At 61.7% G+C, this 13,726-nt stretch carries 12 protein-coding genes; 6 read left to right on the forward strand and 6 right to left on the reverse strand.

Annotated features, from left to right (window positions below; all coding sequences use genetic code 11):
* The first annotated feature begins 3 nt into the window (after window positions 1–3).
* A complete protein-coding gene (locus tag E8M77_RS12910; protein ID WP_137131027.1) occupies window positions 4–1,053 on the forward strand; it encodes a sulfate/molybdate ABC transporter ATP-binding protein in 1,050 nt (349 codons plus the stop codon).
* A gap of 69 nt (window positions 1,054–1,122) precedes the next feature.
* Here the strand turns inward: E8M77_RS12910 and E8M77_RS12915 are convergent, their stop codons facing one another.
* Window positions 1,123–3,549 carry a DUF2309 domain-containing protein gene (locus E8M77_RS12915; protein ID WP_137131028.1) on the reverse strand — a complete coding sequence of 809 codons (2,427 nt, stop codon included), beginning with the start codon at window positions 3,547–3,549 and terminating at the stop codon, window positions 1,123–1,125.
* Between the two features lie 4 nt (window positions 3,550–3,553).
* Window positions 3,554–5,161 (reverse strand): proton-conducting transporter membrane subunit, encoded by a 1,608-nt coding sequence (locus E8M77_RS12920; RefSeq protein ID WP_137131029.1) that lies wholly within the window; start codon window positions 5,159–5,161, stop codon window positions 3,554–3,556.
* A 125-nt stretch (window positions 5,162–5,286) separates the two neighbouring features.
* On the opposite strand from E8M77_RS12920, the gene E8M77_RS12925 reads away from it, so the two are divergent.
* Entirely contained in the window at window positions 5,287–6,183 is an 897-nt protein-coding gene (locus E8M77_RS12925) for a LysR family transcriptional regulator (protein WP_137131030.1), read from the forward strand.
* A gap of 14 nt (window positions 6,184–6,197) precedes the next feature.
* On the opposite strand, the gene E8M77_RS12930 is transcribed toward E8M77_RS12925, so the two are convergent.
* From E8M77_RS12930 to E8M77_RS12945, 4 genes are all read right to left on the reverse strand, one after another.
* The gene (locus E8M77_RS12930) at window positions 6,198–7,511 is read right to left on the reverse strand and encodes an AarF/ABC1/UbiB kinase family protein (protein WP_137131031.1); all 1,314 of its coding nucleotides are present in this window, start codon (window positions 7,509–7,511) and stop codon (window positions 6,198–6,200) included.
* A complete protein-coding gene (locus E8M77_RS12935) occupies window positions 7,508–7,855 on the reverse strand; it encodes a DUF393 domain-containing protein (RefSeq protein ID WP_137131032.1) in 348 nt (115 codons plus the stop codon). The genes E8M77_RS12930 and E8M77_RS12935 overlap by 4 nt, the downstream gene beginning before the upstream one ends.
* Before the next feature lie 93 nt (window positions 7,856–7,948).
* Window positions 7,949–8,458: a homoprotocatechuate degradation operon regulator HpaR gene (gene hpaR / locus E8M77_RS12940; RefSeq protein ID WP_137131033.1), complete on the reverse strand. Its 510-nt coding sequence runs from the start codon at window positions 8,456–8,458 to the stop codon at window positions 7,949–7,951.
* A 119-nt stretch (window positions 8,459–8,577) separates the two neighbouring features.
* Entirely contained in the window at window positions 8,578–9,438 is an 861-nt protein-coding gene (locus E8M77_RS12945) for a helix-turn-helix domain-containing protein (RefSeq protein ID WP_137131034.1), read from the reverse strand.
* A gap of 98 nt (window positions 9,439–9,536) precedes the next feature.
* Here E8M77_RS12945 and E8M77_RS12950 point away from each other — a divergent pair, with 98 nt between their 5' ends.
* From E8M77_RS12950 to hpaE, 4 genes are all read left to right on the forward strand, one after another.
* Window positions 9,537–11,102, forward strand: a complete 1,566-nt coding sequence (locus E8M77_RS12950) for a 4-hydroxyphenylacetate 3-hydroxylase N-terminal domain-containing protein (RefSeq protein ID WP_137131035.1) — start codon at window positions 9,537–9,539, stop codon at window positions 11,100–11,102.
* A 9-nt stretch (window positions 11,103–11,111) separates the two neighbouring features.
* Complete coding sequence (locus E8M77_RS12955) at window positions 11,112–11,624, forward strand: flavin reductase (protein ID WP_137131036.1); 513 nt, start codon at window positions 11,112–11,114, stop codon at window positions 11,622–11,624.
* Between the two features lie 102 nt (window positions 11,625–11,726).
* Window positions 11,727–12,113, forward strand: a complete 387-nt coding sequence (locus tag E8M77_RS12960) for a 5-carboxymethyl-2-hydroxymuconate Delta-isomerase (protein ID WP_137131037.1) — start codon at window positions 11,727–11,729, stop codon at window positions 12,111–12,113.
* 59 nt (window positions 12,114–12,172) lie between these two features.
* Window positions 12,173–13,690: a 5-carboxymethyl-2-hydroxymuconate semialdehyde dehydrogenase gene (gene hpaE / locus E8M77_RS12965; RefSeq protein WP_137131038.1), complete on the forward strand. Its 1,518-nt coding sequence runs from the start codon at window positions 12,173–12,175 to the stop codon at window positions 13,688–13,690.
* Window positions 13,691–13,726: the final 36 nt, after the last annotated feature.

The following is a 13,726-nucleotide window of genomic DNA, read 5'->3' on the forward strand; positions in this document are numbered from 1 at the left end:
CCGATGGACGTCACCATCAACCATGTCCGCAAGGAATTTGCCCGCTTTCCGGCGCTGAACGACGTGTCGCTGGAAATCAAATCCGGCGAACTGATTGCCCTTCTTGGCCCTTCCGGTTCCGGCAAGACGACGCTGTTGCGGCTGATTGCCGGCCTTGATCAGCCGACCGAGGGGCAGATCTTCTTCGGTGAGGAGGATGCATCGCACCGCACGGTGCAGGAGCGCAATGTCGGCTTCGTCTTCCAGCACTATGCGCTGTTCCGGCATATGACGGCTGGCGACAATATTGGGTTTGGACTGAAAGTGCGCCCCGCCGCGATCCGCCCGCCGAAGGCGGAAATCCGCCGACGCGTCGGCGAGCTTCTGGACATGGTGCAATTGTCCGGTCTGGAAAAGCGCTACCCCAACCAGTTGTCCGGCGGCCAGCGGCAGCGGGTGGCTCTGGCGCGCGCCATGGCAATCGAGCCGCGCATTCTCCTGCTGGACGAGCCGTTTGGGGCGCTTGACGCAAAGGTGCGCAAGGAACTGCGTCGCTGGTTGCGCGAATTTCATGATCGCACCGGCCACACCACCGTGTTCGTCACGCATGACCAGGAAGAGGCGCTGGAGCTTGCCGATCGCGTGGTGGTGATGAGCCAGGGCAAAATAGAGCAGGTGGGATCTGCCGATGATGTATATGACCGACCGGGCTCGCCCTTCGTCTTTTCCTTCATCGGTGAATCCTCGCAGCTTCCCGTGAGGGTTGCCCCTGGCGGCAATGTACTCTTCAACGGTCGCCCGATCGGAATTGCCGAGAGACAGGAGGGCGATGCCATGCTGTTCTTCCGGCCGCAGGATGTGGCGCTGACGCAAGAGACCGATGCGTTGTTTGGCAAGGTAACCGCCTGTCGCCGGCTGGCCGGCACGCGCATTGCCGAAATTGATATCGCCAATGGCGGCAAAGCCCATCACGTGGAAATAGAAGTGCCGCTTGACGCGGCGGTTACGCTCGGTGCGGACCTGCGCTTTCGTCCCACGCGCTGGACGCTGTTTGCCGGTTCCAAGGCAGAATAGCTCTATAGAGTGACGAAAAGCGCCGCCGGATCTCTGTCCGGCGGGTCACACATGATGGCACTGTTGGGTTCAACTGACCGCCTTGCGGATATCCGTTGGATGCTCGTCCGCAAATATGCCCGCCCAGTCCAGATCGCCCGCATAGCGCCAGGCCATCCGGCCCTGGTCATCCAGCGCAAACAGATTGAGCCAGCCATTGTCGAACAGGGCCCGCACCTGGCCATGCCGGCGCAGGATGTCACTGATGGCTTCCCTTGGCGCCTCCACCGCAACGGTCAGCCGCAGCGGTTCGTGCACATAGGCTTCTCCGTCATGCACGGATTGAAAGGGCAGGCCGGCGCGCAGATTGCCGCCATTGCCTTCCACCACGCCGATGCCGCCGACCACATTGTGCAGCAGCTTGTTGCCGGCGCCATAAAGGGACGGCGCAACAACCGAGCCAAAATATTGCAGGCTGATCCAGCTTGCCACGACGACCGGCGCCGTCAGGATCAGCTCGAGGACCTTGAAACCCTCATCCTTGCGCCATGCATAGTCGTGCAGGAAAGCCTGGCCTTCCAGCGACCTGCCACTGGTGCGGCTGCGCGGCGCGGCAATGAAGGCCCGGCAGCCGGCAAGGCCCAGTTCAGGGCGAACCTGTGACCAGTCCTGACTGCGGGACGCGAGCGAACCGGCGGTTGCCCCCGGCAGGCGAAGTGCTCTTTCCTCGCGCACAAGGTGACCGGCCTTTGCCAGCCAGTCGCGAATGCGGCGAAGGTCTGTCGCCAGCTTCTTGTGATCGACATCGGCCTTGAACAGTGTGATCCTGTCGGTCGTGGTGTCATGCAGGCCGCCGAGAAACACGGTATCGGCCGGGATCTCGATACCCTTCTGCGCCACCAACTGGCGTACTTCCGGATCGTTCAGCAGGTTAGCAAGCAGCCGCGCATTGATATCGCCGGCATAGCCGCCGCAGGCGCCGCAATGCAGTGCGCTGGCATAGGGGTTGTTGACGACATTGGCACCGTGACCGCACAGAAGCACGACGCGGGCAAAGCCCTGCGTCAGCGACATGGCGCGCAAAACGGTTTCCGCCATGGTTGCGCGGGTCGCAAGGTCAAGCTTGAACGAGAAACGAGGGGCCGCCGCATCCGGCTTGTGCCCTTTGCCATAGCCAAGTCCGTCGCGCAGCAGCTTTGCCGCATAGACCGGACCCATGGCCTCGACAAAGGCGAAGGAGGAGACCGCCGCCAGCTTGAAGCGTCCCCAGGCGCGAATGGCGCGTGCGCCGAACCGTGCCTTGCGGTCTGCGGTGCCGCCTGGCTCCACCTCGCTGCACGTGAAGACCGAGGGCTTGAGCAGCACCGGAAGCCGGTGTTCGGCCACATCCGAGGCAAAGCCATGATGGCTTGCACCAAGCCCGAAAAAGCCGGCAAAGCCGAGCGTGCGGATGCCGGGATCGAGGCTTTCCAGCGCGCGGCGGAACACTTCCGAGCGCACGTCGATGCAGAACGCCGCCTGCAGCAGCGGGCGTGGCTCGGCAACCTTGGCAACGGTTGCAAGCGCAAGCGTGGCGGCGAGCCGGCGTTCGCTTGCGCGCTCCGCTGCAACCTGCAACAGCCCGTCGATCAGCGTATCCTCGCTCGGTACAAGCGGTTGCACATGCACCCGGCGGACATCGCGCCAGTCCTTGGCAATCTTGGACTGGTGGCGGATATAAAGCGCCTCTTCAAACACCAGCCGGATGGCCAGAAGCTCCAGCGCCGTCTGATCGGCATTGCCGTCCAGTTCCGCCTTCCACTGTAAATGCCGGGCATACTGCGCCCAGCCACCCAGCGTCAGCAGAAGCTGATGGAAATAGGTGCCGGGCTCGGCGCCAAGCCCGAACCGCATGGCTGCCCGCTCGATTGCCGCCTGCGCGGTTTCAGGCGTATCGGAGACATGGATGCCGAACCCCTTGAGGCCGAGAATTTCAGGTGTCAGGTCATGGGTCGCAAAGGCCCGCCAGGCCGCATAGATGCCGTTGCGCCGCGAGGCTGCCCAAAGCGCCTGGCCTTCATCGAAATAGCCGGAGGCAAACACGCCGATTCGGTCGGCAATCAGGCCCGGCCAGTCCTTGCCGGATGCGCGGGCGGCCAGATCCGCAATCGTCGGCAGTGCTTCCAGCGCCGAGGGCTCGCGGGTTGCCGCCGCCTTCAATCCGGCAAGATCCAGCCGATGCGCAAGTATGCTGGCCGATGTGCTGGCCGAAAGTGCTGCGACCAGATCGTCATCGCTGATCTCGCCCTTGGCGATCTTGTCGGCATAATGGTGTCTTGGCAGCGCAAGCCGCACGCCGCCGATGCGGGCAAGCCTTGCAGCCGTGATGTCGAGCTTTTCACCGACATGCCCGAGGAAGGGATTGACGGCAACGGTTGCCGTCAGCGGCCAGGCCGGCGGAATGGCCCGGACCGCCTGATCTGCCGCCCGTGCCAGCGCATCGCGATGCAGCATGTCGATCGTGGTTTTCTCGGTCATCGGATTACTCCTTCACTTGGGACACAGCGATGTCAGGCATTGCGGCTTTGGGCAGGCTGGTGGCGCGTGGCAGCGTCCAGCCTCCGAGCAGGCGGTCGAAGAGGGCATTGACGTAAAGGCCGTTGGCGAGATGCACCCGCAGGCCCGATGCGGCCGGGTGATAGGCCCAGAGCGGGAAGAGCGCCTGGGCGACGGCGACAATGCCGAAAGTGACAACGCAGAGCATCATCAGCGACCATTCGAGCGGTCCCGGCTGCGGCGTTGCCGGAAGCGTGCCGTGCAGCAGGCTATCGGCGCCGCGTTGCAGGGCGAAATAGGCGGTTGCCGCCGAGATGGCATAGAGCGAGGTGCGCCAGGTGAGGGCGCGCGGTGCGGCATCGGCCAGCCCTTGCGCAATCAGGTAGGCGACACCGAAGATCAGGATTGCGCCGAGGGCCAGCGCCTGCGGTGGCTTGTCGGCAAAGCCAAAGAGAACACCGATGACCGCATAGATGGCAAGCGCCAGCAGGAAGGCGCGACCCACCGCCCTTGCATCCGGGATGGCAACCGGACCGGGCCGCCGGATGGATGCGACCGTGTCAATGGCGGAACCGGAGGAGAGGAAGGCATGCGCCTTATACAGCGAGTGGGCAACGATGTGCAGAAGCGCGATGGGGAAAAGCGCCAGCCCGCATTGCAGGATCATGAAGCCCATCTGCGCCACCGTGGACCAGGCAAGCGAGGTCTTCACGTTGGATTGCGTCAGCATCACGATACAGCCAAACAGCGCGGTAAAGCCACCGACCATCACCAGCAGGGCAAGCACGACCGGCGCCTGCAGCATCACATCGGCAAAGCGGATGAGCAGGAAGCCGCCGGCATTCACCACGCCGGCATGCAGGAGGGCGGAAACCGGCGTCGGCGTTTCCATCACCTCGGTCAGCCAGCCATGCGTCGGAAATTGTGCGGACTTGAGCAGGGCGGCAAGCGCCAGAAGACAGGCGGCCGTTGTCGAAAGCGGTATGGCTTCCGTCTGCCTGGCAGCCGCCAGGATCTCGCCGATATCGCCTGTGCCGAAGGAATAAGCCAGCAGAACCACGGCGGCAATCAGCGCCACATCGCCGATGCGCGAAATCACGAACTTCTTGCGGGCGGCCCGCTGGGCTGCAATCCGCTGCGGATAAAACAGAAGCAACTGGTGCAGCAGAAGGCTGGTCGCGACCCAGCCGATGACCAGTTGCAGAAGCGTGCCGGACTGGACAAGCAGCAGAACGGCCGCAAGCGTTGCCGTCATCCAACCGGTAAACGGTCCCTGCCGTTCATCACCACCAAGGAATGTGCCGGCATAGCGCAGCACCATCCAGCCGATGAAAGACACGAGAGCGAGCATGATCAGGCTGACGAGGTCGAGGCGCGGCGCAAGGGCCATATAGCCATAGCCGATCTTGAAGCCGGTGCCGGGACCCGATTGCGCCAGCAGGATGCCGGACAGGACGGTGACGAGAATGGCGCCGATGGCGGCAAGTTCGGCGACCCGGATGGCAAGGCGTGGCCTCAAGCCTGGGGCGCGAAAGGCAGAGGCGGATGCGGCAAGCAGCAGCAGGGGCGCCAGAAGGGGCAAGGTGTGGCTCATGGGCAATCTCCGGGCTAGGGCCGTTCCTTGGGAGGACGTAACGGCTCAGTCACGGGTCTGTTAACAGTCGGGACATCCCAATAAAAATTCATTGTTTCTGTGAAACCGTTCTATAAAATAGAACCATGCCAGAGCTGAACTATCACCACCTGCGTTATTTTCGCGCCGTCGCCCATGATGGCAACCTCACCCGAACGGCTGAGCGGCTGAACCTGTCGCAATCGGCTTTGTCGATCCAGATCAAGCAGTTGGAAGAGCGGCTGGGCCATGCGCTGTTTGAGCGCCGGGGGCGCCAGCTCTATCTGACGGAGGCGGGACGCATCGCGCTCGACCATGCCGATACGATCTTTTCCACCGGCGATGAACTGCTTGAAACGCTGAAGGAGACCGGGCGTATCCGTCGCGCTATCCGCATCGGGGCGCTTGCCACGCTGTCGCGCAACTTCCAGATGGAATTCCTGCGACCGATCCTCGGTCGAACGGATGTGGACATGATCCTGCGATCCGGCAGCACCAGCGAGCTTCTGGGTGCGCTGGGCTCGCTCAATCTCGATATCGTGCTGCTCAATCAGGCGCCGATGTCGGATGCCATCACGCCCTTTGTCGCCCAGCATGTCTATCAGCAACGCGTCAGCCTTGTGGGGCAGCCCTCCTATAGCGGCTCGGGCCTGAAGCTTGCCCAGCTCCTGGCCCGACATCCGGTCATTCTGCCGACGTTGGAAAGTGGCGTACGCTCGCAGTTCGAAGCGCTTGTGGCGCGGCTCGGCATCGTTCCGCAGATCGCTGCCGAAGTGGATGACATGGCGATGATGCGCCTTCTGGCGCGCGAAGGGGCTGGCCTTGCGGTTTTGCCGCCCATCGTCGTCAAGGGCGAGCTTGAAGCGGGAAGCCTTGTGGAATTCGATGCGCTGCCCGGTGTTATCGAGACATTTTATGCCGTGACGGTGAAGCGCCGCTTTCCCAACCCGCTCATCCGCCTGCTTCTGGAGGCAACCGAAGACGGTAAGTTCAAGATCACCTGATCTGCCTTCTGCCGTCAGGCATAGGGCGCCAGCTTGTCCAGGAGCGGAAGCTGCGCCTGCAGCCGGGTCAACAGCAGCACCATGCCGCTGATCTTGCGCTGCAGAAAAATCTTGTCGGGCGGCGGCAGTGCCCAGCTCGCGCGGTCGGCAATCAGTGGTGCTGCCTTTAGCCGGATCTCTGCAATAAATTGCCGGTCGCCGAAATCAAACACCCCGCCGCGGCTTGCATGAATATGGGCAAGGCCAATGCCGATCATCGCATCCACCGCGGCACGATGGCGGGTGGCTTGCGCCTTCGACATAAAGCCCATGCCGATCAGCGCTTCGCGCACGGCTGGTACATCGCTTGCCAGACCGGCGCGCAGCAGCTGGCGGTAGGCGTCCGCAGTCTCGGGTCCCACCGGGCGTGCAGCGCCAAAATCCAGGAGGACGATTCTTCCGCTGTCTGGCTGCCAGCGGTAGTTGGCGAAGTTCGGATCGGTCTGCATCAGCCCGAAGTCGAACAATTCGCTAAGCACCAGATCAAGCAGCGCTTCGGTTGCGGCATTGCGCTTCTCCCGCGATACATTCGACAGGCTTTCGATGGGAACCCCCGGCAGGAAATCCATCGGCAGGACAGTGGGGCGCAGGAGTTCGTCAAACGGCTGCGGCAGGACAAAGCGGCTGTCTGTCGCCAGATGTTCGCCATAGCGGCGCATCTGGTCTGCCTCGCGCAGATAGTCGGCTTCTTCGTGCAGCTGGCGCTTGGCTTCAGTCAACAGGGGCGCGATGTTGAGCCCCGAAGGTAGCAGGCCTGACATGCGCAGCAGCGTTGCGACATTGTTGATATCGGCATTGATGCTGACGGCAACGCCCGGATACTGCACCTTGACCGCCAGATCACGCCCGGACACATGGCGGGCGCGGTGCACCTGGCCGATCGACGCAGCGGCGATCGGCGTCATGTCGAACCTTTCGAACTGGCGGCGCCAGTCGGCTCCCCAGGCGGCGGCAAGGCTGCGCTCCAGCTGGTGCGGCGGCATGATATGGGCTGAATTGCGCAGCTGCGCCAGAATGGCGGTCAGCTCCTCCGGCAGCATGTCGCCCGCATCCAGAGACAGCATCTGGCCAAGCTTCATGGCCGCACCGCGCAGGCGCGACAGCTGGTCGGTCACCTTGCGCGCATTGGAAGGCGTCAGCAGCAGGTCGCTCAAATGCGGCCGCTCGCCTTGTGCCATGCGGCGCAGACCCTCGCCCAGAACGCCTGTGGCAACGCCGCCGGCAATCTGGCCGAAGGCAGCTAGACGCGACAGGCGACCCTGCGGCACGGGGCGTGAACGATCACTCATTGAAACAGCCTTTGCAATCGGGGTCTGATACGCAGGAACGCTGTATAGGCGCGCTCGAAGATCGGTGTGGCAGGCGCCCAACCGGCCAGAAGCCCAAGCGGACGCAAAAGCGGTATGGCGCGCCACATGGCGGCAAAGGCTGCAGCGCCGGAGAACAGCGTGCCAGCCTCTTCGGCATGGAAACGCGCCAGGATATCGGCCCGGTCAATCGGGCAGCTGGACGAGGGATCGCAGGCATCGACAAAGCGGATCGCGCCGCGCCGGTCCAGCCGGCGCATCATGGCGATTTCCCGGATGCACAGCGGGCAGGCGCTATCGAACCAGACGGTCACCTGTTGTGTCATGGGTTACTCGGTCCATTTCTGTGCGTGTTACATCAGCCTACGGGTATTTAGCCGCCGCAGATCAGTGAACGCGCAAACGCCAGAGTACCCCCCTCACTCGTCCGCAACGGTGCGGGCGCCTTCGTTGCGATAGGAGGCAAGTTCGTCCAGCATATCGACCAGAAGGTCGATCCGCTCTCGGCCAAAACGGGTTTCGAGCTCCTGGTAGATCTTGCGGCTATCGGGCAGCACCTCGCGGATGATTGCTTCGCCAGCTGGCGCAATCGCCAGGAGAACACGGCGTCCATCGGAGATGTCCTTGTGCTTGGAAATGAAGCCTCGTTCTTCCAGTGACCGGATCATGCGGGTGAGGCTCGGGGCCAGGATGAAGGCGCGTTCGGCGACTTCCGAGGCATCCAGCGTGCCCGCCTCATGAAGAACGCGGATGACCCGCCATTGCTGTTCCGTCACGTCATGTTCGGCGAGCATGGGCCGGAAATGGCTCATCACGGCTTCTCGGGCGCGCAACAGCGTGATCGGCAGAGAACGACGCGTGGCACGCGGTGCCGTCATGCCGTCGGCTGCTTTGTTCTCGCCATCCCCGTTTACCGCTCCGTCTGCCATCTGGTCTTCACGCTCTTTGTTTTCGTTAACATGTTCATTGTTCTATTCGCCGGTTATCCGCAAGACTTTGCAGTAGAACATTCCATCAGGTCTTGCTCAATAACGGCTTTTGTTGGGGATCAGGCGGATCGACCTGCCTGATTGTGGCGCCATTCGCCCGGTGGAAGGCCGGTGCGGGCACGGAAGAAGCGGGAGAAATAGGCGGGGTCATGAAAGCCGATCTCATAGCTCACATCTTCCACGGAACGGACGGTAAAGAGAAGCAGGCGCTTTGCCTCCAGCAGGCGTCGTTCATCGATATAGGCCTTGAGGGATAGGCCGAAGGCCTGCCGGCAGGCTTTGGTCAGCAGATGCGGTGTGGTGGACAGGGTTTCGAGATAGCGCTCGATTGGCCAGTTTTCTCGAAAATGTCCATCGACCAGCCGGCGAAAGGCCTGTGCCAGATCATGGCTGCCCGGTGCCTGGCGGATGCCGGTGCTGGCCAGACTTGCAATATCATTGGTCGCAACCGCCAGAAGGGCGGCAAGGCCCGCCGGCATGCCGCGCCGGTAATCGTCGTGCAGCCGTTGCATGATGGCGCGCAGCTTTTCCCACAGGGCGTTTTCACTCTGCCCGGTCACCATGATTGGCCGGTCGAAGGCAAGGCTCGACAGCGTCGCAATCGGCACCAGCGCGCTGTCTGCCACCGAAGCGACCAGCGCATCTGATTCGTCCGGCTCAACTGTGAAGCCATGTACCACGCCGCTCGGCACAAAGCTGACGGCCGGTGCGATAAAATCCAATCTCTGATCTTCGATGAAGTAGACGCCACGGCCGCGCGTCCAGAAGGTGATTTGTGCCATGCGGTCATGCTGATGCGCGGCAACGCAGCCGGAATGCACCTGTCGGCGCTCCATCACGGTTTCCACATGCAGGAAACCGATGTCCAGAGGGCGATCCGGTTCGCCATAGACAAAAAAACTGGGAACCTTCTCTGTCATTGTTCGCCTGAAAAAGTGCAAGTTATTTTGCCATTCTGTCCATGGCTGACGCCTCTGGCAAGGGCTAGGCTTTGATCATCGTCAAGGGAGGACATGTGATGAAAGCCGAAGATTTCCGCGCCGACAGGAAGCGCCCATTTACCGGTGCCGAATATATCCAATCGCTGCGCGATGACCGCGAAGTCTATATCAATGGCGAGCGGGTGAAGGACGTGACGACGCATCCCTCGATGCGCAATTCCGTGCGCTCTCTGGCCCGCCTCTATGATGCCCTGCATGACCCGGCAACGAAGGATGTGCTGACGGCACCGACCGATACCGGCAATGGCGGCTACACGCACAAATTCTTCAAGCATGCCCGCTCGGTGGATGATCTCGTCGGACAGCAGGCGGCCATCGACCAGTGGGCCCGCATGACCTATGGCTGGATGGGCCGCACCGCCGATTACAAGGCGTCCTTGATGAACACGCTCTCGGTCAATGCCGACTGGTATGGCGACTATGCCGGCAATGCCCGCGCCTGGCACGACCGCACGCAGGAAGCCGGCCTGTTTCTCAATCATGCCATCGTCAACCCGCCGATCGACCGCCATAAACCCGCGGAGCACGTCAAGGACGTCTTCGTGCATGTGACGAAGGAAACCGATGCCGGTATCTATGTTTCAGGCGCAAAGGTCGTCGCCACATCTTCGGCGCTGACGCATTACAATCTTCTGGCGCAGGCTTCTGCCACCGTCACCGAAGATCCGTCGCTGTCGCTCACCTTCATCGCGCCGATGAATGCACCGGGCGTCAAGATGTTCTGCCGTACCTCTTACGAGGAAACCGCAAACCGTACCGCGCAGCCCTTCGACTATCCGCTCTCCTCGCGCTTTGACGAGAACGACGCGATCCTCGTGCTCGACAATGTGTTCGTGCCCTGGGAAGACGTGCTGATCTACAAGGATGCGCGACGCATCCTGTCCTTTACCGTCCTATCCGGCTTCATGCAGGGCTTCTGCTTCCAGGGTTGCGGCCGCTTCGTGGTGAAGCTCGAATTCCTTGCCGGCCTGCTCGCCAAGGCGCTGCGGGCCACCGGCGGCGATGCCTTTCGCGGTAACCAGGCCATGCTGGGTGAAGTGATTGCGCTTCGCCACAAGTTCAAGGCGTTTTCCGATGCCATGGCGCGCAATCCGGTTGACTGGGTGGGCGGTGCGAAGCTGCCGAACCTTGAGGCGGCGCTGTGCTACCGCGCCTTCATGTCGGATGCCTATCCACGCATCATCGATATCGTGCGTCGCTCGATTGCCTCCGGTCTCATCTACCTGCCATCCTCGGCCAAGGATTTCGCCAATCCGGAGATCAACCGCTACCTTGCGCAATATGTGCGCGGCTCCAACGATATGAGCCATATCGAGCGCATCAAGATTATGAAACTGCTCTGGGACGCCACCGGCACGGAATTCGGCGGGCGCCACGCGCTCTATGAGCTGAACTATGCGGGCTCCCCGGAAGATGTGCGCCTGCAGGTGCTGAAGGGTGCGGAAAAAGGCCGGATCCTGCGCGACATGGAAGCGCTGGTCGATACCTGCATGGATGACTATGACGAAAAGGGCTGGACCGGCGATACCTGGCTTCAGCCACTGGACGGGCGCCAGGCCGGTCTGCTTGACGCGGCCGAGTGAGGGGGCCCGATGTCCATGACCGTCACCAAAAGCGAATTTCGCGATGCCATGGCGCGTGTCTGCGCGCCGGTCAATGTCATTACCAGCAAGGGACCCGCCGGGCGCGGCGGGTTCACCGCCACCGCCATGTGTTCGGTGACTGATGAACCGCCGACGCTTCTGGTGTGCATGAATGCGCGCTCTGCCCAGACCGGCCTTTTCGTCGAGAATCGGCGTTTCTGCGTCAATGTTCTGACGCCCGATCATCGCGATCTCGCCGGTCTGTTTGCCGGACAGCAGAGCGATATGGAGGCACGCTACGCAGCGGCCGACTGGCTGGATCTGCCGTCGGGCAATCAGGCACTGGCGGATGCTATCGTCTCCTTCGATTGCCGGCTGATCGAGGCGCGCCCTGTCGGAACGCACAATATCTTCATCGGTGAAGTGGTGGGTATCCGCTGCCGCAAGGATGGCGAGGCGCTTTTGTATTTCGATCGCGGCTATGTGAATGTCGCTTCAGAGGCCCGCAGTGCGGCCGGCTGAAGGCATGTGGTCTCCCGCCAAGCAGTCCCGACGCAGACGACAAAAAGGCGCTTGACATTTTCCCGTATACTTAACATGTTAATTGAAAGTCTTGGAGGAGACATGCCCCATTTAACCGTCGAATATTCGGCCAATCTCGATGGCCGGACTGATCTCGGCCATCTGTGTGAAGCGCTTCTCGAAACGCTGCTTCAGACCGGGCTTTTCGAGATCGGCGCGATCCGTGTGCGCGCGCTTCGTGCCGATCATTTCGCTATTGCCGACCGCTTGGCCGAAAACGGTTTCATTGATCTTGTTCTACGTATCGGCACGGGCCGGACGGACGAAGAAAAAAAGCGAACCGGCGAGGCGCTGTTTGCCTGCGCCACCGATGTGCTCGGCCCCCTTTTCGAGACCCCGCATTTTGCACTGTCGCTGGAGATCCGCGAGATCGATCCAGCGCTCAGCTGGAAGAAGAATGCCATCCATCCGCGTCTGCGCGGCAAATAACAATCTTTAGGAAACGCGGTCCTGAACGGCTCGCACCGAGGAAGCTCCGAGGAAATTCCATGTCCAAATTGCAGGAAAATATCGAGAAGGCGCAAGCCTATCTGGCCCGCTTCAAAGAGGCTGGCGTGCTCAACCGCATCGGCGGCGAAGACGTGGCCGCAGCCGACGGCACGACGTTCGAAACCATCTCGCCGGTTGATCTGCAACCGCTTGCGAAGGTGGCGCGTGGCAAGGCTGCGGATATCGACCGGGCCGCCAAGGCGGCAAAGGCTGCGTTTGCCGATTGGGCTGCAATGCCGGGCGATCAGCGCAAGAAGCTGATGCACAAGATTGCCGATGCCATTGAGGCTCGCGCCGAAGAGATCGCCTTTGTCGAGGCGATGGATACCGGGCAATCGCTGAAATTTATGGCCAAGGCAGCGCTTCGCGGCGCGGAAAACTTCCGCTATTTCGCCGATCGCGCACCGGAAGCGCGCGATGGCAGGAGCATTCGTGCGCCGGGCCAGGTGAACATCACCACCCGCGTGCCAATCGGTCCGGTTGGCGTGATCACGCCGTGGAACACGCCTTTCATGCTGTCGACCTGGAAGATTGCACCGGCGCTTGCGAGCGGCTGCACCATCGTCCACAAGCCGGCGGAATTTTCGCCGCTCACCGCCCGTCTTCTGGTGGAAATCGCCGAAGGGGCCGGCCTGCCGAAGGGCGTGTGGAACCTCGTCAACGGTCTGGGTGAAGATGCTGGCAAGGCGCTGACCGAGCATCTGCTGATCAAGGCGATCGGCTTTGTCGGCGAAAGCCGCACCGGATCGATGATCATGAAACAGGGTGCCGATACCCTGAAGCGCGTTCATTTCGAGCTTGGCGGCAAGAACCCGGTGATCGTGTTTGCCGATGCCGATCTGGAGCGCGCAGCCGATGCTGCCGTTTTCATGATCTACTCGCTGAACGGCGAGCGTTGCACCTCGTCCTCGCGTCTCCTGGTGGAAGAGAGCGTTTATGACCGCTTCACCGCATTGGTGGCGGAAAAAGCCAAGCGTATCAAGGTTGGCCATCCGCTTGATCCGGAAACCGTGATCGGCCCGCTGATCCACCCGGTGCATGAGAAGAAGGTTCTCGACTATATCGAGATCGGCAAGTCGGAAGGCGCCACGGTTGCCGCCGGCGGCGCGAAGTTCGATGGTCCAGGCGGCGGCTGCTATGTTTCGCCGACACTGTTTACCGGCGCCAACAACCAGATGCGCATTGCACAGGAAGAGATTTTCGGCCCTGTGCTGACGGCCATTCCGTTCAAGGATGAAGCGGACGCGCTCAACATCGCCAATGACGTTCAATATGGCCTGACCGGCTATCTCTGGACCTCGGATGTGACGCGAGCCTTCCGCTTTACCGATCATCTCGAAGCCGGAATGATCTGGGTGAATTCGGAAAATGTGCGCCACCTGCCGACCCCGTTTGGCGGCGTGAAGAATTCCGGCATCGGCCGTGATGGCGGTGACTGGTCCTTCGATTTCTACATGGAAACCAAGAACGTCGCTTTTGCCACGCTGCCGCACGCCATCCAGAAGCTCGGCGGCTGATCAGGCTTTCGAACCCATTATAGGCGCGCGGCGGAG

This window comes from Rhizobium sp. FY34 (assembly GCF_005222845.1).
Taxonomy (GTDB): domain Bacteria; phylum Pseudomonadota; class Alphaproteobacteria; order Rhizobiales; family Rhizobiaceae; genus Neorhizobium.

Excerpts from the sequence above, each read along its gene's own strand:
- E8M77_RS12915 (WP_137131028.1), bottom strand. The coding sequence starts at position 3,549 with ATGACCGAGAAAACCACGATCGACATGCTGCATCGCGATGCGCTGGCA.
- hpaR (WP_137131033.1), bottom strand. The coding sequence starts at position 8,458 with ATGGCAGACGGAGCGGTAAACGGGGATGGCGAGAACAAAGCAGCCGAC.
- E8M77_RS12935 (WP_137131032.1), bottom strand. The coding sequence starts at position 7,855 with ATGACACAACAGGTGACCGTCTGGTTCGATAGCGCCTGCCCGCTGTGC.
- E8M77_RS12920 (WP_137131029.1), bottom strand. The coding sequence starts at position 5,161 with ATGAGCCACACCTTGCCCCTTCTGGCGCCCCTGCTGCTGCTTGCCGCA.
- E8M77_RS12945 (WP_137131034.1), bottom strand. The coding sequence starts at position 9,438 with ATGACAGAGAAGGTTCCCAGTTTTTTTGTCTATGGCGAACCGGATCGC.
- E8M77_RS12910 (WP_137131027.1), top strand. The coding sequence starts at position 4 with ATGGACGTCACCATCAACCATGTCCGCAAGGAATTTGCCCGCTTTCCG.
- E8M77_RS12955 (WP_137131036.1), top strand. The coding sequence starts at position 11,112 with ATGTCCATGACCGTCACCAAAAGCGAATTTCGCGATGCCATGGCGCGT.
- hpaE (WP_137131038.1), top strand. The coding sequence starts at position 12,173 with ATGTCCAAATTGCAGGAAAATATCGAGAAGGCGCAAGCCTATCTGGCC.
- E8M77_RS12960 (WP_137131037.1), top strand. The coding sequence starts at position 11,727 with ATGCCCCATTTAACCGTCGAATATTCGGCCAATCTCGATGGCCGGACT.
- E8M77_RS12950 (WP_137131035.1), top strand. The coding sequence starts at position 9,537 with ATGAAAGCCGAAGATTTCCGCGCCGACAGGAAGCGCCCATTTACCGGT.
- E8M77_RS12925 (WP_137131030.1), top strand. The coding sequence starts at position 5,287 with ATGCCAGAGCTGAACTATCACCACCTGCGTTATTTTCGCGCCGTCGCC.
- E8M77_RS12930 (WP_137131031.1), bottom strand. The coding sequence starts at position 7,511 with ATGAGTGATCGTTCACGCCCCGTGCCGCAGGGTCGCCTGTCGCGTCTA.